Genomic DNA, 17,992 nt, shown 5'->3' with positions numbered 1-17,992 from the left:
GTGCACCTGGGATGAACAATGCGTTTAATTGCAATTCCCAGAACATCTGCCAATTGTATGCCCAAGATTGAAATTCACAGTTCAACATAATTGGAGATTACAATGAAATCAGTTCGCTTTGGAATGCTCGCAGTCGCAGCTTCTTTCCTCGCTACAGCAGCGGTTGCTGAACCTGTTGCTTACGACGTTGATATGTCCCATGCAAATCTCGCTTTTAACTACAACCACCTCGGCTATTCCACCACCGATGGCCGTTTTGCTACTTGGTCCCCTACTCTGATCATTGACGAAGCAAACCCAGCGAATTCTAAGGTGGACGTTGAAATTGACGTCAACTCTCTCAACACATTCTGGGAAGCTCGTGACACCCACCTGAAGAGCGCTGACCTGTTTGATGTTGCTAAGTTCCCATCAGCAACATTCAAGTCCACCAAGGTTGAACAGGTTGGTGAGAAGAAGCTGGAAGTGACTGGTGATCTGACCATCCGTGGCATCACCAAGCCAACTGTCCTTGAAGTTGTTGTAAATCAGCTTGGTGAGCATCCAATGGCGAAGAAACAAGCTGTTGGTCTGGATGCGACTACCACGATCAAACGTTCTGACTTTGGCATGGCGATGGCTGTTCCTTACGTGTCAGATGAAGTGAACATCAACATCAGCTTCGAAGCGACTGTTAAGTAATGTTTCCGGCCTGTCGGATGCTGAGAATGCTCTGACGGGTCTGGTCGAACTTTGAGAAGGGGCAGCGATGCCCCTTCCCTCGATCAAAGGGTCTTTTCCATGATCAGGAACACTCGATCAGCCTATGGCATCGTGGCAATTGCACTACACTGGACCATAGCAACGCTTATCATTGGTATGTTGGGATTTGGCCTTTATATGGTCACGCTACCGATTTTCGAGCCTGCCACTTACTCTCTTTATCAGCTTCACAAGTCCATTGGTTTTGTCGTCTTGGCATTGGTCTCATTGCGCATCCTTTGGAAAATCACTGGTATCACACCTGACTTACCTGCCGAAATGCCGGTTTGGGAAAAGCTTGCTGCGCATATGGGTCACATCAGCTTATATGCTCTGATGCTGCTGATGCCGCTGACAGGATGGTTGCTGGTTTCGTCCAGCCCGCTTGGACTGCCGACAGTTTTCTTTAACCTCTTTCAGATTCCGCATCTACCAACACCTGAGTTTTTGGGGCAAAAAGCAGATGTATCTGCGTTCTTCACCGCAGTGCATGGCTGGGCTGCGTATGCGTTTATCGCAGTGATCCTTGCACATGTTGGAGCTGCCCTTAAGCACTACTTCATATCCAAGGATAAAGTCTTACAGCGTATTTTGTCCTCAAAAGCCTAATTTGAGGATCTGGAGAAAACCATGAAACGATTGACCGAAATGTTCTTTAAAGCCGGCGTATTTCTGACCTTCATCTTGGTAGGAGCAGCTTCATCTGCCCTTGCAAATGAATGGTCAGTGGATCGCAATAAGAGCACGCTTGGCTTTGAGGTCATCAATAACGGAAACACCGTTACGGGCACTTTTGCCACCTGGAATGCTAAGATCATCTTCGACAAAGAAGAACTCGACAAAGCCCAGATTCAGGCAACAATCATCACTGGAAGCGTAAAAACAGAAGATGCGCAGGCAGCAGGTGCAATCACAACTCCACAGTGGCTGGATATCTCCAGCTTCCCTGATGCTGTGTTTCGCGTAGAAAACGTGGTTCCTGCTGGTGGTGATCTCTATGAGGCTGCAGGTACGCTGGAGCTCAAAGGTGCAAAGATTGCTATTTTCTTGCCCTTCACTTTGACCATTGAAGGTAAAACCGCTCACGCGGTTGGTGAAGCAACGTTATCTCGCAGTGACTTCAAGATTGGTGATGGCGTGCCAGACAGCACTGTCAGCAATAAGGTGACTGTGAAACTGGACCTATATGCTACTCGTTGATGGATTGCACCAAAGAGAGCCTTGCATTTTCCACCCAGTCTCTCGTCAATTCGGCGTAATCTAGCAAATTTGACAAGTTTTGAAGGCTGAGGGGCTTTGCCCCTCGGCTTTTTCTCTATAAAACGACGCTCAGCAAATTCAACAGTGTACAGCGGTACACCAAAATAGCCAGAGAGTGCCAAGATGTCCGAAACACTTGCTCCCGAGTACGTTCACACCTCTCTTTTTCCATTGGGTAAAGACAAAACTCCTTATCGCAAACTGACCTCCGAGTACGTGAGCGAAGTTGAGTTTGACGGTGAGAAAATCTTGAAGGTGGAGCAAGAGGGTCTTCGCTTACTTGCCGAAGAAGCGTTTAAAGACATCAACCATTTCCTGCGCCCTTCCCATCTGGAGCAGCTCCGAAAAATCCTCGACGACCCTGAAGCAACTGCAAACGATAAATTCGTTGCCTTTGACTTGATGAAGAACGCGAATATTTCAGCTGCTGGTGTATTGCCAATGTGTCAGGACACTGGCACTGCAATTGTGATGGGTAAAAAAGGCCGCAAAGTCTGGACTAACGGGCATGACGAAGCAGCACTTGGTGAAGGTGCACGTGATGCTTACTTCAAAAAGAACCTCCGCTACTCTCAGCTTGCGCCGATTTCCATGTTCGAAGAAAAGAACACCAAGAACAATATGCCGGCTCAGATCGAGCTTTATGCTGAAGGTGATGACGCGTACAAGTTCTTGTTCATGGCAAAAGGCGGTGGGTCTGCTAACAAGACCTTCCTGTTCCAAGGTACTCCGAGCCTGCTGACCAAAGATCGCATGATTGAGTTCCTGAAGGAGAAAATTCTCACTCTTGGCACTGCAGCATGCCCGCCATATCACCTCGCAATCGTCATTGGTGGCACATCTGCAGAGTTGAATCTGAAATCTGTAAAAATGGCTTCTGCCCGTTATCTGGATGAGCTGCCAACAGAAGGGTCTGAAGGCGGTCACGCATTCCGTGATCTGGAAATGGAAGCTGAAATTCACAAGCTGACACAGTCCAGCGGTGTTGGCGCACAGTTTGGTGGCAAATACTTCTGCCACGACGTGCGCGTGATCCGTCTACCGCGCCATGGCGCATCCCTACCAATCGGCATTGGCGTCTCTTGTTCAGCAGACCGTCAGGCAACTGGCAAGATCACCAAAGAAGGCATCTTCCTGGAGGATCTGGAACGGAACCCGGAAGTCTATATGCCGGAAGTTACCGACACCGATCTTTCTGATGATGTTGTAAAGGTGGACCTTACACGCCCAATGAGTGAGATCCTTGGCGAACTGACCAAGCATCCAACCAAAACACGGCTTTCGTTGAGCGGTCCGTTGATCGTGGCCCGTGATCTGGCACACTCCAAGCTCCGTGATCGTCTCGAGGCCGGCGAGCCGCTTCCTGACTACATCAAGAACCATCCGGTTTACTATGCAGGTCCAGCCAAGACGCCAGAAGGTATGCCTTCCGGTTCATTTGGCCCAACCACTGCTGGCCGTATGGATGCTTATGTGGACCAGTTTCAGGCCGCTGGAGGCTCTATGGTGATGCTTGCCAAGGGCAACCGCTCAGCGGATGTTCGTCGTGCGTGTCAGGCTCACGGTGGTTTTTACCTCGGTTCTATCGGTGGCCCTGCAGCCCGCCTTGCTCAAGACTGCATCAAGAGTGTTGAAGTGGTTGAATATGAAGAGCTGGGTATGGAAGCCGTTTGGAAGATCGAAGTTGAAGACTTCCCTGCCTTCATCGTGGTGGACGACAAAGGCAATGACTTCTTTAAAGAGCTGAACCTGAGCTAACTGTTCTGGTGAGATAGTACCGAGATTGAAGGGCGTTCATTAGAGCGCCCTTTTTCACTGCTTGCATTCATGACAATTTCATTCAATCACAATTCAAATTAGCCACATTCATGTTTCATTGAATATATTAATTAGCGTTTTAGCTAGATGCAAATTAAGCTCGAGACGAATGTAAATCAGCTTCGAATGGATCGTGAGTAAAATCCTTTTCCATAAGAAGTATATAGCAGCAGTTGTAGTCTGTATTACTTCAACAATTAATAGATTTGACATTCTAAGCTGCGAGCGTCTCCCTACTCGCTGCATAAATTCCCTCATGCAAACGAGATAAAACAAACAACAATATCCCAGGGGGTATCAATGCGCATACTTATCGCGAGTGTTGCTCTTTGCTTCGCAGCACTATTTACCGGAACTCAGGCAGATGCCGCAGCGTCTGGCAAGTTCTTTGATCACGCATCCAAAAAATGGGTTTCCTATGGTTCTGCTCACCATGGAAAATCCCCAATCAAACGTAAGCAGGTCAGGTATAATGGCTCATACGGCCCGAACACTATTGTGATCAGCACAAAAGATCGACGCCTCTACCATATTCGCGGCAATGGCACCGCGATGGTATACGGTGTTGGCGTCGGTCGTCAGGGATTCCAGTGGTCTGGAACTCACCGAATTACCCGTAAGGCTGAGTGGCCAAGCTGGACACCACCAAAGGTCATGATTGAGCGTGAACGCCGCAAAGGTCGTAATCTGCCTAGTTTCATGAAAGGTGGCCCTAACAATCCACTTGGAGCACGCGCCATGTATATCGGTAGCACCATCTATCGCATTCACGGTTCTAATGAACCATGGACGATTGGTTCAGCTGTCTCATCTGGCTGTATCAGGATGGCAAATGAAGACGTCATTCACCTCTATGACAATGTCAATGTCGGCACGAAGGTGATCGTGCTTCGCTAGACCAAGTAGGGCTGGCTTTGTGTCAGCCCTACTTGCTGAGCTCTCTGCTCAAACCACGTTCCTGCAGTTCACTCAGATATCGATTCCATAAAAAATCTTTTTGATCGTTCATTTCCTGAAAATAGGTCCACGTGAAAATTCCGGTATCGTGCAGATCATCAAATGTCAGTTTAACTGCATAGTTTCCAACTGGATCTACACCGATAATCGTAGTGTCCCGCTTCCCCGCAATCACTTTTCGTTGATCTGGAGTATGCCCTTGCACTTCTGCTGATGGGGACATTACTCGCAGAAACTCCGAGGTAAACGAGACTTCAAGGCCATCATCAAAAGTAATTTCAAGATTTTTGCCTTGGTTTTTTAAGTGGATTTGCGTAGGCCAGCGTGTATCCGACATATTTTTTTATCCTTGCCCAAGTTCATGGAACTCAGTATTGATGATTTAGGAATTATACCTGTGGTTCTAAGATATATTTCTAGTTAAATCCACTGGAACTCCTTACTGATGGATTGACGCTAACTCATTGCGTACTACATTAGAATTGTTAAATTCGTCGTCTAAAGAGATACGTGAGTGGAGGTTTCCATGGGGCAATATGCCGAGGACAAACAGCAGGGTGCCCACCCAGCATTGATTGACCCGTTCGGCCGCGCCGTGACGTATCTTCGCGTCTCTGTGACTGATCGTTGTGATTTGCGCTGCGTCTATTGCATGTCCGAGCACATGACTTTCCTTCCCAAGAAAGACGTTCTTTCACTGGAAGAGCTGGATCGCCTCTGCGCTGTTTTCATTGAAAAAGGCGTCCGCAAAATCCGCCTCACTGGTGGGGAGCCGTTGGTTCGTAAGAATATCATGAGCTTCATCCGCGGCCTGAAGCGGCATCTGGATAGCGGCGCACTTGATGAACTCACCATTACCACGAACGGTACGCAGCTCGAACGCTACGCTCAAGAACTGTATGAAGCAGGTGTGCGTCGCATCAACGTCTCTCTCGACACCTTAAATGCAGACAAGTTCAAGGATGTTACACGGTGGGGTGATATTCAGAAGGTTTTCGATGGCATTAAGGCTGCTCAGGAAGCCGGTCTTCAGATCAAGCTGAATGCTGTTGCACTGAAGAACTTCAACGAGGATGAGCTCATCCCGATGCTGGAATGGGCGCATGAACGTGGGCACGACCTTACCTTCATCGAAACCATGCCACTCGGTGAGATTGATGGGGACCGTAATGAGCAGTATCTGCCGCTGAGCGACGTGCGTAAAGCACTCTCCGCCAAGTACACACTGACAGACATTCCATATAAGACCGGCGGCCCTGCTCGCTATATGCAGATTGAAGAGACTGGTGGACGTCTTGGTTTCATCACCCCAATGACACACAACTTCTGTGAAAGCTGTAACCGCGTCCGTGTGACCTGTACCGGGCAGTTGTTCATGTGCCTTGGCCAAGAAGATCAAAAAGACCTGCGTGCGGCACTACGAGCATCTGAAGGGAATGAAGTGCTTTCGGAAGCGATTGAATCAGCGATTGCACGAAAGCCTAAGGGGCATGACTTTATTATCGACCGTGATAACAAGTCTGCAACTGGAACGCGTCATATGAGTATGACGGGCGGGTAAGTTTATCACGAGCGAGAAATGCCCAGCAATCTTTAGCTGGGCATTTCTTCCAAAGTTAGTTAGGCGCTGCTGTTTTCGCACCTTCAAGCTGTGTTGAGATGTTATCAAACACAGCAGTCAAATCGTCGCCCAGAATAGTGACTGCTCCAATGATGGCAACAGCGATGAATGCGGCAAGAATACCATATTCAATTGCAGTTGCGCCTGACTCGTCCTTAAGAAATTTAGCGAACATTGTTTTAAACTCCGTATTGAACCCTAGAAGCCCCACTCCTCATCGGGACTAGCTGCAACCTAGGCTCTCATTTCTTGCCAATTTATGAATCAAATTTGCGGAGCAATTTAAGTTTGTTGGGCATAAGCACTATTATCAGCAGAGCATGTTTAACACTACAAATTCAGCACACACATAATGCCATTAACTTATTGATTTAAATAATTTTTTCATTGTATAAAATTTTATACAATGCATTTACTATTTATTTACTCAGTCTATTAGTTACCAGTTTTCGCAGTGCATAGTTTTGTTTCTTCAACTCAAAACGTTAATCTCCCTTTCTCTTCAACTTCGAGTCTTTCCAAAGACCTCGCCAGAAGAGGTGAAATGCGTGTGATCGTGCGTAGCGGCCTTGCATTAAAAGTCGATGCATTAGCAGTTCAGTTGGTTCGTTTTGATCTTGGAAGGTTTCTTTCGCCAGATAGCTCATTGCCTTATGCTCCTTACCGCATTTCGTTGAACAATAGTCTTGTGTCGAAGATGCTGACAAACGAGTAATTTCAAGCAATCAGATCAGTTTTCTTGAGGCGAAATGCGTTATTCTCTTCCTCCTCTCAACTCGTTCAAAGCCTTTGAATGCGTGGCACGTCACATGAGCTTTGCTAAGGCGGCCAATGAGCTTGGGCTAACGCCGTCGGCCTTGAGTTATCAGATAAAAATGCTTGAAGATCAGCTGCAGGCCCAGTTGTTTACACGCCTAAACCGGGCGATTGAGCTTACTTCAGCTGGACACCAGTTGTTGCCAGGCGTTGAAGCAGGGTTAGAAAACTTCAGCGAGGCTGTCGCTCGCATTAAAGGATTAGATCAGGATAAAGTCCTCGTTATATCCACGGGCCCAGGCACGGCATCCAAAGTTATTGCACCTCGGATTTATCGTTTCATGGAGGCTTATCCTGAAATTGAACTGCGCATCTCGGCTAATTTGAAGCTTGTGGATTTTTACAAGGACGATGTTGATCTCGGGCTTCGCTTCGGGCGAGGACCATATCCGGGTTTGCATATTGATGTTCTTGCTGAGGATTTTCTTACGCCCATGTGCGCACCTCGGCTGGCGAAAGAGATGCGTGAGCCCGCCGACTTAAAGAACTTTACCTTGCTTCATGAAGACAGCATGGCGACCTTCTTGAACGCACCAGGACGGAAGGAGTGGTTGAAGACTGCAAGAGTTTCCAAAGCCTCCTGGTCAGAGAAAGGAATGCACTTTTCTCAAATTGATCACGCTCAGGATGCTGCTATTGAGGGGGCTGGTGTTATTCTGGGTCGAAAAGTTTTATGCGCGCATGACGCTCGACTGGGTCTGTTGACCAACCCATTCGATTTTGAAATTTCCGCAACTGCTCATTATATGCTGGTGGGTTTGGAAAGTTCATTTCAAAAGCATAAGTGCAAGGCATTCATTGAATGGATAAAGGCAGAACTTGATGAGCTCTGCCTTTCATAATTGCATTTCGTAGAACTGGGCACTGCAAACAGAAACGGCAGATGTCAACGAAATGACTACCTGCCGTCTAAGCGAAACTTTTTCAAAGAAACAGATTAATCCTGATCAACCAACAACGATTTTGGGTGCTGACCTTGCTGCATCTCCAGTGGGTTGAAGGACGCCCTGCCACAGGCCAGCAGCAATGATGCCGTATGCCTTAGAGATTGGGCTATCTGGATTACTCACTGTGATTGGAGTGCCTGTATCAGATTGCTCTCTGATTTCCATCGTCAAAGGCACTTCACCTAAGAACGGGACTTTCATCTTCTCAGCTTCTGCTTTTGCACCACCATGACCAAAGATCTCATGCGTGCCACCGCAGTCTGGGCAGACAAAGTGACTCATGTTTTCTACGATACCCAACACAGGGATCGCGACTTTCTCAAACATAGCAATACCACGACGTGCATCCAGAAGCGCAAGGTCCTGTGGTGTTGAAACGACCAGAGCACCTGTAAGAGGTACTTTTTGAGCCATAGTCAACTGTACATCACCCGTTCCAGGCGGGAGGTCAACGATAAGTGCATCCAGCTCACCCCAGTCAACTTCGCGCAGCATCTGATTGAGGGCAGACACCACCATTGGGCCGCGCCAGATCATGGCTGTTTCTTCTTCTACAAGAAAACCAATAGACATCAACTTGATGCCATGGGCTTCCAGAGGCTTCATAATACGGTTTTCAAGAACTTCCGGCTGCCCAGATGCTCCCATAAGCTTTGGAATAGATGGGCCGTAGATATCAGCATCCAGCAAACCAACCTTCAAGCCCATTGCAGAAAGAGCAAGTGCGAGATTGGCTGATGTTGTTGATTTACCAACCCCACCTTTACCTGATGCAACAGCAATAATGTGTTTTACGCCAGGCACTTCCTGCTTTGCTGGCATTGGGGCACCTTTCGGCGGGGCTTTGCGTGCAGCAGGTGGTTGCGTAGATGGAGAACCAGGTTGTTTTTCTGCTGTAAGTGCAACGAGGACCGTTTCAGCACAAGGAAGCACCGACACAACCTTCTCGGCGGCCTGACGAAGCCCTTCAAGTTCTGAAGCTCGCTCTGCAGGTACTCTGATAGAAAAGACGACACGACCATCTGATACAAACAGGTCTGCAACCAGATCCTGATCAACAATATTGCTCTTGCCATCAGGCGATTTAACCTGTTTGAGCACTTCGAGAACGCGCTCCTGCGTCAACCCAGCCATAGTCTCTTCAGTATCCTTATGGTTCTTGCCTGATGTGAACCCGCCTTTGAGGCGCCCCCACAATCCTTTAGATTTGTCGTTGTCCATTGTGCACACCCTGTGAAGCTCTGCATTGCAGAGAGGGATAATATGATCTTGCAGGTAAATATGCTTGCAAACTGAATGTACAAGCTTTTGCCTATGGTTCTTTTATATCTTGGTATACGTCTCAAGATGAATAGAGCAATACAGAATTCATCAAAGACGTTATTTGTCCTTTGCGCATTCGCAACCCGTTTTGCCAAAACTGGGTGCCATCAGTTGAGCGAAGTTCACGCAAAGTTGAGCTCACCAACACAAATTCACAGATATTTGCGGTTGGCGCAAAATCTTTCGCTGCAGATAAAACCTAACGTCTTCTGAGGATTAGCGCGCCACCTAGGGGATCTGCCTTACGCATTGGAGAACCTGTTTCATGCTCCTGATACATTAGGCCCACAAACTGAGGGGAATGCATGGTATTTAGGGGTCTAAGAACCCTCTTGCTGCTGCGATCAGAAGCTGGAGGGGCGGGCAAAATTCATGCTGACAATTATGTTCTGCATTTTCCACGGGCTAGGAGGCAATCGTGTCTAATCCTATTTTGATGAATCGTCGTAGCGTGCTGGGAGGCATGGCCGCTACCGGTGCCATTGCAATGGTGCATCCATATTCTGTTCTTGCAAAAGAGAACACAGCGCACTTGCGTTTGATGGAAACAACCGACCTCCACGTCCACGTCGCTCCATACGATTATTATGCTGACCGCCCAATGGACACAGCTGGCCTTGCTCGCACAGCAACTATCATCAAAAAGCTGCGCTCTGAAGCAACCAACACCATGTTGGTTGACAATGGTGACTTTCTGCAGGGCAACCCAATGGGGGATTACATTGCTTACGAGCGCGGCATGCGCGAAGGTGATGTGCACCCGGTCATCAAAGGCATGAACGTGCTGGGTTACGACGCTGGTACATTGGGTAACCATGAGTTCAACTACGGTCTGGACTTCATGATGAAGGTTCTTTCCGGAGCAAACTTCCCTGTTGTTTCCTCCAACGTATCCAAAGGTACCACCCTTGCTTCCAATGGCCGTAAGGATGATCTGTTCTTGAAGCCGTACACCATTGTTGAGAAGAAGATCAAAGACGGTGCTGGCATCGAGCACACAATTAAAGTGGGCTTTGTTGGTTTCGTTCCTCCAATGATCATGAACTGGGATTCCCGTCACCTGGTTGGTAAGGCGAACACTCGTGATATGGTGGATGCTGCGCGTGCATGGGTTCCAGAAATGAAGGAACAAGGCTGCGACCTCATCATCGCGTTGTGCCATGGCGGTATCGCTGGTGGCGAACATGAAGACGGTGCTGCAAACACTGCACTTCACATCGCTGGTGTTGAAGGCATTGATGCTCTGTTTACGGGCCACCAGCACGATGTCTTCCCGGGTCCTAGCTATGAAGGCATACCTGGCGTTGATGCTGTCAAAGGCACACTGCAAGGCAAACCAGCTGCTATGGGTGGTTTCTGGGGTTCTCATCTCGGTGTCATCGATCTGATGATTGAGCGCGACGGTAACAACGGCTGGCGCATTGCAAACTTCACCACAGACGTACCATCTATCTATAAGAAAGAAGGTCGTAAGCGTATTCCTCTTGTTTCCAGCGATGAAGAAGTGCTGGCAGCGGTTGAGGATGATCACCAAAAGACACTTTCTTATGTGCGCCGCGCTGTGGGCAAATCCTCTGCTCCGCTGCATTCCTATTTTGCACTGGTGGCTGATGATCCGTCTGTTCAGATCGTTTCCAAGGCACAAACCTGGTACACCAAGGAAATGCTTAAGGACACCGAGTGGGCTGGCCTGCCAGTACTTTCTGCTGCTGCTCCGTTCAAAGCAGGTGGTCGCGGTGGTGCGGACTACTATACTGATGTTGCTGCTGGTGATATCGCAATTAAGAACGTTGCTGACCTTTACCTTTACCCGAACACAACACGTGCAGTGCTGATCACCGGTAAAGACGTGAAGGAATGGCTTGAGCGTTCTGCTGGTATGTTCAACCAGATTGAAGCAGGTAAGAAAGACCAGGTGTTGCTGGACGCTGAGTTCCGTTCTTACAACTTTGATGTGATCGACGGTGTTACCTACGAAATCGACCTGACACAGCCTTCTAAGTATGACGGCAAGGGCAATGTTGCACATCCAGATTCTAACCGTATCGTGAACCTTCAATTCGAAGGCAAGCCAATCGATATGGATCAGAAGTTTGTTGTTGCAACCAATAACTATCGCGCTGGCGGTGGCGGTAATTTCCCTGGCATCAACGATGATGTGATCATCTTTGTTGGTCCGGACACAAACCGCGATGTGATTGTTCGCTACATTGTAGACCAGGGAACGATCAACCCGTCTGCTGATGCGAACTGGAAGTTCACACCTGTAGCTGACACGACAGTTCTGTTTGAGACCGGACCTGCTGCTGAAAAGCACATGAAAGGTGTGAAGGGCGTTCAGATTGAGGCTGCCGGTGAAGGCAAAGACGGTTTTGCCATGTACCGCATTACGCTTTGATTTTGACTGGGGCGTAGCGTTATCCGAAAATCGGAACCACTTCGCGGCGATACGCTCTAAGTCTGAATGACTTACATGCTTTTGGGAAGGCGGGGCCATGAGCTCCGCTTTTTCTTTTTTCGCAAAAAGCGAGAAGTATCAGTGTTTTAAACGCTGTATTTTACATTTTTAGAAGAATTTACTGTCAGGCTTTCATGAACCGGAGGATCTGACAATGAGTGTTACGCAATTATGTTATCGCAGCCGCATTCATTGGCCTGCGCTTCGCTATAGCCTCGATGAGGAAGTTGAGCGGTCGTTGACCCGTATTCGGCGCATCAATTCGATGGCAGGCGTTACCGGCGCCCTGATCCTGACAGACAATCATGTTTTTCAGCTTTTGGAGGGCCCCTGGCCCTTAGTGAAGCGGACGTTTGAGTGTGTGCTTGAGGATAAGCGGCATTCTGATCTGACCGTTCTCTCCAATGAAGAGCAGGATTTCAGGCTCTTTCATAACTGCTGGATGCATTTCTGCGATCTTCGTGAGGAAGCAGATAGTCAGTATCCCAAGTTTTTCGGCAATCTCCTTGCCCATCCTGACCGCACCTGTAGCGAGGAAGTGATGGAGTTGCTGCTTCTGCTCTCAATGAACATGAGCGAAAGTCAGCTGACCAGCCGACTTGCACTCATGTAGTCCCAGTACCTGTTCCCCAAGGTGGCATGACCACCGCTCCCAGACGCTCTTAAAGGCACCTCTCCTCCCACTGCCTTTAGGAGCGTTTTCTTGTGGTTTGCGACTGGATGCCACTTTGCACCCTGCCCTATCCTGCTTCACAAGTAGCGCTGATGATTTGCGCGTCAGGCCTAAGTGGGAAATCAGGTATGTCTGTTGAAACAGAGAAGCGAAACAAAGTGATCGGTTGTATCCTCTGCGGTGGGAAGTCCCGACGCATGGGCGGCTCTGATAAAGCATTACTAGACCTGAATGGCACGGCTTTGCTGGAACATGTTGCTTCCCGCTTGCATGGGCAAGTCGCACAGAGTGTTTTGAGCGTGAATGAGCCAAGTGACCTTCACGAAAGTTTGGGACTGCCGATGCTTTCAGATGAGCTTGAAGGTCATCTAGGGCCATTGGCTGGTGTTCACAGTTCATTGAGCTGGGTAAGACAAAACGCTCCTGACGCATCCGATGTTGTGACTGTGGCAGTTGATACGCCGTTTTTTCCAACGGACCTGGTGGAGACGCTTGCTGCCAACAGAAAAGCGAATGCTGGCGCCCCAATTATTTGCTCCAGCGGTGGGCGCGACCACTTTGCATTTGGCTTGTGGCCTGTGGCCTTAGCAGACCCTTTGAAAGAGTACCTTTTGAAGGGTGGTCGTAGCATCAAAGGCTTTTTTGAAAACCATCCGCCAGTCATCGTGGAATTCAAACTTCAGAAAGCTGTTGATCCCTTCTTTAACATCAACACGCCAGAAGATGTTCCTGTCGCACTTGAGCATCTTGCTCAATTACAGGTGCAATAGTCGTCAAAACGATCAGATGCCTGTGAGATCTTTGATTTTTGCCAAATCCTAAGGCGTGACTCTGGTAAATAAAGAAACACGCCCACTCAAGTTTCCGGAATAGACATGAACACGAAAACGCCCAGTCTGAGCTTTGACGAAGCCCTTTCTCATTTGCGAGGTTTAGGTCACTGCAAAGTCACTGCAGAAGAAACATCGCTTTACGAGGCGTATGGCCGTGTTCTTGCCAACGACATCATTGCAAACTGCGACCTTCCTCCGCTTGATAACTCTGCAATGGATGGTTACGCGATCGCTCAAAGTGGGTCCGAGCAGACATCCTTTCCGGTGGTCATGGAAGTCTTTACTGGCTCCATGCCGGAAGCCGCGCTGAAACCGGGAGAAGCTGCTCGGATTTTTACGGGAGCACCGGTTCCTGAAGGAGCCGATTTTGTTGTTCCTCAAGAAGATTGCTCTGAGAGTGAAAGCGATGGAATACGTTTGGTTCAGCTTTCTCGGAGCTATTCGACTGGCTGTAATATCCGTCGCAAAGGTGAAGACCAGACTAAAGGCGCACCTATAGTGAAAGCAGGTACTGTGCTGCGCCCGCAGGAGATTGCCGCGGCTGCCTCTATCGGTATTGGCCAACTCCAAACATACCGCCGGCTGAAGATTGGTGTATTTTCCACGGGCAATGAACTCATCCGTCCGGGAGCAACGCGGCAGGACGGGCAAATTTTCGACACGAACCACTTCCTGCTGCGCGGTATGCTTGCCAATTTGCCGGTAGAGCTGGTGGATCTCGGCATTCTGGCAGATCAACATGATGTTGTGGAAACTGCGTTAGAATCAGCCTCTAAAGAATGTGATGTGATCCTGACCTCTGGCGGTGCTGGAGGTGGTGATAAGGATTTTGTCTCTGCAACGCTCTCCAAGCTTGGCAAGACCACCTTCTGGCACTTGGCTGTTAAGCCGGGACGCCCGTTCATGGTGGGCGAACTGCCTGATTGCGTCTTTATCGGCCTTCCGGGCAATCCTGTGGCAGCCACTGTCGCCTTCGCATTCCTTGCGCGCCCGTTGATTGAAGCGCTTGCCGGGGCTGACTTCATTGAAGCGCCGCGCCAATACATCGCTGCAGATTTTGAGATTTCTGGCCGCAAAGCCGGACGCCGTGAGTTTTTGCGCGGGCGCCGGGTGGTTGAAGATGGCACTCTTAAACTGACCAAGTATCACAGTGACGGATCAGCCTTGTTATCTTCTCTCACTTTCGGCGATGGTTTCATTGAGTTGACAGAGGATATGACTTCTGTTCGCAAGGGTGATCTTGTTCCGTTCATCAGCTTTGATGAAACTGGCCTTAGGTAACTCTGCTGGCTCGCATTTTCAGAATCGCGTGCGAGCCATTTTTCCACGCCTAGATCACTGGTTGCAATTTTAACAAGTTTGCCCTCAAAGCTGCGAAATATTGCAAGATATTACCGCGAAGCATTGTCATTTTGCTATTAATTAGCCTAATATGCCCAGTATATAGGTTGATCTACGGATACTTTTAGTGAAACATAAGCTCCGGTTATGCAGGGGCCTACCTAAAGAAACCCTGCCAAGATAATTAATTCGGGGACATAATATGCGTATTATGCGTTTGGCAGCAGTAGCAGCAATTGCGTTGGCAGCAGTTTCTGGCGCGGAAGCAAAAGAATGGACAAAGGTTCGCATGGGCACCGAGGGCGCCTATCCTCCATTCAACTATACCACCGCTGACGGAACACTGACTGGCTTCGACATTGAGATTGGCAATGCTCTTTGTGACGAGCTGAAGCTTGAGTGTACATGGGTTACTCAGGACTGGGACGGTATCATCCCTGGTCTGGTTGCTGGCAAGTACGACACCATCCTTGCTTCCATGTCCATCACTCCAGAGCGTATGGAAAAGATCTCCTTCTCTGAGAAGTACTACAACACTCCTCCAGGCATCGCAGTACGCAAAGATTCCGAGCTGAGCGAAGCCTCTCCAGAAGGCCTCAAAGGCGTTCGTCTTGGCGCACAGGGCAGCACCACGCACTCTCAGTTCGCTGAAGAGATACTGAACGGCTCCGACGTTGCTCTTTACCCAACTTCTGAAGAGTACAAGCTGGATCTGGAAAATGGCCGTGTTGACGCTGTGGTTGACGACGTGATGGCTCTGGAACAGTGGATCAGCTCTGACAAGGGTTCTTGCTGTAAGATCCTTGGCACTATGCAGTCCGTTGAAGAGATCCACGGTAAAGGCGCAGGCATCGGCGTTCGTAAAGGCGACGAAGACCTTGCAGCTCTGTTCACCAAGGGCATCGCTGCTCTGCGTGCAAACGGTAAATACAAAGAAATCAACGACAAGTACTTCAAGTTCGACGTTTACGGCGAATAAGAGTAACTTGGCACTCAGCTGATTTATCAGCTGACGGTTTTGAGACCCTCGGGTGCTTTTCCCCCGAGGGTTTTATTTTGCCAATTTGACCAGTCAAAGTCACCAGTTTGGCAGAATGGCTCATTTAGTCTCTCAAAATGGCAAATTGTAATTGATTCCGGGAAAGCTCAAACCCGCTCTTCTGAGTGTGAAGGGACATAGTTTTCTCACTTAACTCAGAAAGTGGGAGAAATATTTCTTCCACACAACCCGTCGAATTGACGGATATCACTCCACAATAACGGCACATGGCGCATTTTTCTTCCGATATCTCCGTTATTTCAGTTGAAGTCCTGCGCATTTTTTATAGTGTCCTTGGCAACAAATGCAGAGCACAACCAAAATGGCACTCTGCCAAAAAGAACAAGGATACACGGATGTCTTTTGCCCGTATGGCGCTTGCCACACTTATGAGCTTCACAGCAGTTTCAGCCCTTCAGGCAGATGAGATCACCAAACTGCGTATTGCGACAGAAGGTGCTTACCCTCCATTCAACTTCACAGGATCAGATGGTGTTCTGACTGGCTTTGATGTTGAGATTGGCAATGCACTTTGCGCTGAGATGAAGGTTGAGTGTGAGTGGGGCACGCAGGTGTGGGATGGCATGATCCCAGGTCTGGTTGCTGGCAAGTACGATGCGATCATCGCCAGCATGTCCATCACGGAAGAACGTCTTGAGCGCATTTCGTTCTCTCGCAGCTATTACAACACGCCATCAACCATTGCAGTGCCTAAGGATTCTCCCGTTTCCGATATCACTCCTGAAGCATTGGAAGGCCTGTTGATTGGGGCACAGGGCGGCACCACGCACTCTGTTGTGGCGGAAGAGATTTACTCCGACGCTGATGTGTCGCTGTACCCGACCTCTGAAGAGTACAAGCTGGATATCGAAAACGGTCGTATGGATGCCGTAATTGATGATCTGGGTGTTTTGCAGAGCTGGGTGGATTCTGAAGCAGGTTCTTGCTGTAAAATCATCGGCTCTCTGCCAATCCAGCCTGAGTTACACGGTCAGGGCATCGGTGTTGGCGTTCGCAAAGGTCAGGAAGAGCTGGCAGATCGCTTCTCTCAGGCTATTCTCGCAATTCGTGAAAACGGCACCTATAAGACGATCAATGACAAGTATTTCTCTCAGGATGCATTTGGTGAATAACAGCTGAAAGGAGCCAAGAAAGATTCGAAGCTGGGGAAAGTTTCTGTGATGCATCACCGTTTTGTGGAACAACCATGCCCAAAACTGATCAGAATGGAAACTTACTCCTCTCAAGATGAAATGAATTGGCTATTTTCTGCTGACACCCCTACTCAAATAGGTTGAAATCTTATTTCTTCCATTTAAATATGCGCCCCGGCTGTGCAGGGAGCCATTTTGATGACCCCTGCCAAGAATTTACAAAGGGGAATACAAATGGGCTTCATGCGCTTTGCCACTGTTGCAACACTCGCACTTCTTGCTTCAACTCAGGTTCAGGCAAAAGAATGGACCAAAGTCCGAATTGGTACTGAAGCCTCGTACCCTCCATTTGCCTACACCACTGCCGATGGCAAGCTGGTTGGCTTTGAGATTGAACTGGGCAACGCGCTTTGCGCCGAACTGAAGGTTGAATGTGAATGGATGCCGGTTGACTGGGACGGATTGATCCCTGGCCTCGTTGCAGGCAAGTACGACACGATCATGGCATCTATGTCCATCACACCAGAACGGAAGCAGCGCATTCAGTTCTCTGAAAAGTACTACCAGACCCCTCCGGGAGTGGCAGTACCAAACGATAGCAAGATCACTGAGGCATCCATTGAAGGAATGTCTGGTGCTCTTGTCGGCGCGCAGGTTGGCGCGACACACGCAGTGTTTGCTGAAGACATTTTGACTAAATCAGAAGTGTCTCTGTACCCTACTGCTGATGAATATAAACTCGATTTGGAAAGTGGTAGACTTGACGCTGCAGTTGATGACGTAGTTGTTCTTTCTGACTGGTTGAAGTCAGAGGAAGGCAATTGCTGTAAACTGCTCGGTACCATGTCACCTATTCCAGAGATACATGGTGAAGGCGTTGGTGTAGGCGTTCGTAAGAACGACCAAGACTTGGCAGACCTATTCTCCAAAGCGGTTATTGCTTTACGTGAGAATGGAAAGTACAAAGAGATCAACGACAAATATTTCGACTTTGACGCCTACGGAGAGTGA

At 48.7% G+C, this 17,992-nt stretch carries 17 protein-coding genes; 14 read left to right on the top strand and 3 right to left on the bottom strand.

From position 1 onward, the window contains the following. Positions 1–102: 102 nt before the first annotated feature. From PsW64_RS11980 to PsW64_RS11955, 5 genes are all read left to right on the top strand, one after another. Entirely contained in the window at positions 103–681 is a 579-nt protein-coding gene (locus tag PsW64_RS11980; RefSeq protein WP_063293164.1) for a YceI family protein, read from the top strand. A 99-nt stretch (positions 682–780) separates the two neighbouring features. Then, entirely contained in the window at positions 781–1,350 is a 570-nt protein-coding gene (locus PsW64_RS11975) for a cytochrome b (protein WP_063303751.1), read from the top strand. Between the two features lie 21 nt (positions 1,351–1,371). Beyond that, on the top strand, positions 1,372–1,941 hold the full coding sequence (locus PsW64_RS11970; RefSeq protein ID WP_063303750.1) for a YceI family protein: 570 nt from the start codon (positions 1,372–1,374) through the stop codon (positions 1,939–1,941). Between the two features lie 183 nt (positions 1,942–2,124). Continuing rightward, positions 2,125–3,759, top strand: coding sequence for a fumarate hydratase (locus PsW64_RS11965; protein ID WP_063303749.1), 1,635 nt, complete (start codon positions 2,125–2,127; stop codon positions 3,757–3,759). 360 nt (positions 3,760–4,119) lie between these two features. Continuing rightward, positions 4,120–4,716, top strand: a complete 597-nt coding sequence (locus tag PsW64_RS11955; protein WP_057465994.1) for a L,D-transpeptidase — start codon at positions 4,120–4,122, stop codon at positions 4,714–4,716. A 28-nt stretch (positions 4,717–4,744) separates the two neighbouring features. On the opposite strand, the gene PsW64_RS11950 is transcribed toward PsW64_RS11955, so the two are convergent. Next, positions 4,745–5,113 (bottom strand): gamma-butyrobetaine hydroxylase-like domain-containing protein, encoded by a 369-nt coding sequence (locus PsW64_RS11950; protein ID WP_063299075.1) that lies wholly within the window; start codon positions 5,111–5,113, stop codon positions 4,745–4,747. Positions 5,114–5,302: 189 nt separating this feature from the next. On the opposite strand from PsW64_RS11950, the gene moaA reads away from it, so the two are divergent. After that, positions 5,303–6,337, top strand: a complete 1,035-nt coding sequence (gene moaA, locus PsW64_RS11945) for a GTP 3',8-cyclase MoaA (RefSeq protein ID WP_063288316.1) — start codon at positions 5,303–5,305, stop codon at positions 6,335–6,337. A gap of 55 nt (positions 6,338–6,392) precedes the next feature. Here the strand turns inward: moaA and PsW64_RS11940 are convergent, their stop codons facing one another. After that, positions 6,393–6,572 (bottom strand): Flp family type IVb pilin, encoded by a 180-nt coding sequence (locus PsW64_RS11940; protein WP_057465992.1) that lies wholly within the window; start codon positions 6,570–6,572, stop codon positions 6,393–6,395. Positions 6,573–7,146: 574 nt separating this feature from the next. Here PsW64_RS11940 and PsW64_RS11935 point away from each other — a divergent pair. Then, positions 7,147–8,055, top strand: coding sequence for a LysR substrate-binding domain-containing protein (locus PsW64_RS11935; RefSeq protein WP_063303747.1), 909 nt, complete (start codon positions 7,147–7,149; stop codon positions 8,053–8,055). A 105-nt stretch (positions 8,056–8,160) separates the two neighbouring features. Here the strand turns inward: PsW64_RS11935 and apbC are convergent, their stop codons facing one another. Continuing rightward, the gene (gene apbC, locus PsW64_RS11930; RefSeq protein ID WP_063303827.1) at positions 8,161–9,294 is read right to left on the bottom strand and encodes an iron-sulfur cluster carrier protein ApbC; all 1,134 of its coding nucleotides are present in this window, start codon (positions 9,292–9,294) and stop codon (positions 8,161–8,163) included. A gap of 652 nt (positions 9,295–9,946) precedes the next feature. On the opposite strand from apbC, the gene PsW64_RS11925 reads away from it, so the two are divergent. The 7 genes from PsW64_RS11925 (at position 9,947) to PsW64_RS11895 (ending at position 17,992) form a co-directional block, all read left to right on the top strand. Further along, entirely contained in the window at positions 9,947–11,881 is a 1,935-nt protein-coding gene (locus PsW64_RS11925) for a bifunctional 2',3'-cyclic-nucleotide 2'-phosphodiesterase/3'-nucleotidase (protein WP_082831090.1), read from the top strand. Positions 11,882–12,095: 214 nt separating this feature from the next. Continuing rightward, positions 12,096–12,554, top strand: a complete 459-nt coding sequence (locus PsW64_RS11920; protein WP_063288313.1) for a BLUF domain-containing protein — start codon at positions 12,096–12,098, stop codon at positions 12,552–12,554. A 188-nt stretch (positions 12,555–12,742) separates the two neighbouring features. Further along, on the top strand, positions 12,743–13,384 hold the full coding sequence (gene mobA / locus PsW64_RS11915; RefSeq protein WP_082831089.1) for a molybdenum cofactor guanylyltransferase MobA: 642 nt from the start codon (positions 12,743–12,745) through the stop codon (positions 13,382–13,384). Between the two features lie 105 nt (positions 13,385–13,489). Beyond that, positions 13,490–14,728: a molybdopterin molybdotransferase MoeA gene (locus PsW64_RS11910; protein ID WP_063303745.1), complete on the top strand. Its 1,239-nt coding sequence runs from the start codon at positions 13,490–13,492 to the stop codon at positions 14,726–14,728. Between the two features lie 262 nt (positions 14,729–14,990). Continuing rightward, a complete protein-coding gene (locus PsW64_RS11905) occupies positions 14,991–15,767 on the top strand; it encodes a transporter substrate-binding domain-containing protein (RefSeq protein ID WP_057465987.1) in 777 nt (258 codons plus the stop codon). Between the two features lie 416 nt (positions 15,768–16,183). Next, a complete protein-coding gene (locus PsW64_RS11900; protein ID WP_063303825.1) occupies positions 16,184–16,960 on the top strand; it encodes a transporter substrate-binding domain-containing protein in 777 nt (258 codons plus the stop codon). Positions 16,961–17,215: 255 nt separating this feature from the next. Continuing rightward, positions 17,216–17,992, top strand: a complete 777-nt coding sequence (locus PsW64_RS11895; protein WP_057465986.1) for a transporter substrate-binding domain-containing protein — start codon at positions 17,216–17,218, stop codon at positions 17,990–17,992.

The organism is Pseudovibrio sp. W64 (genome assembly GCF_001623145.1).
Taxonomy (GTDB): Bacteria; Pseudomonadota; Alphaproteobacteria; order Rhizobiales; family Stappiaceae; genus Pseudovibrio.
This window is presented reverse-complemented; position numbering and strand designations above follow the sequence as displayed.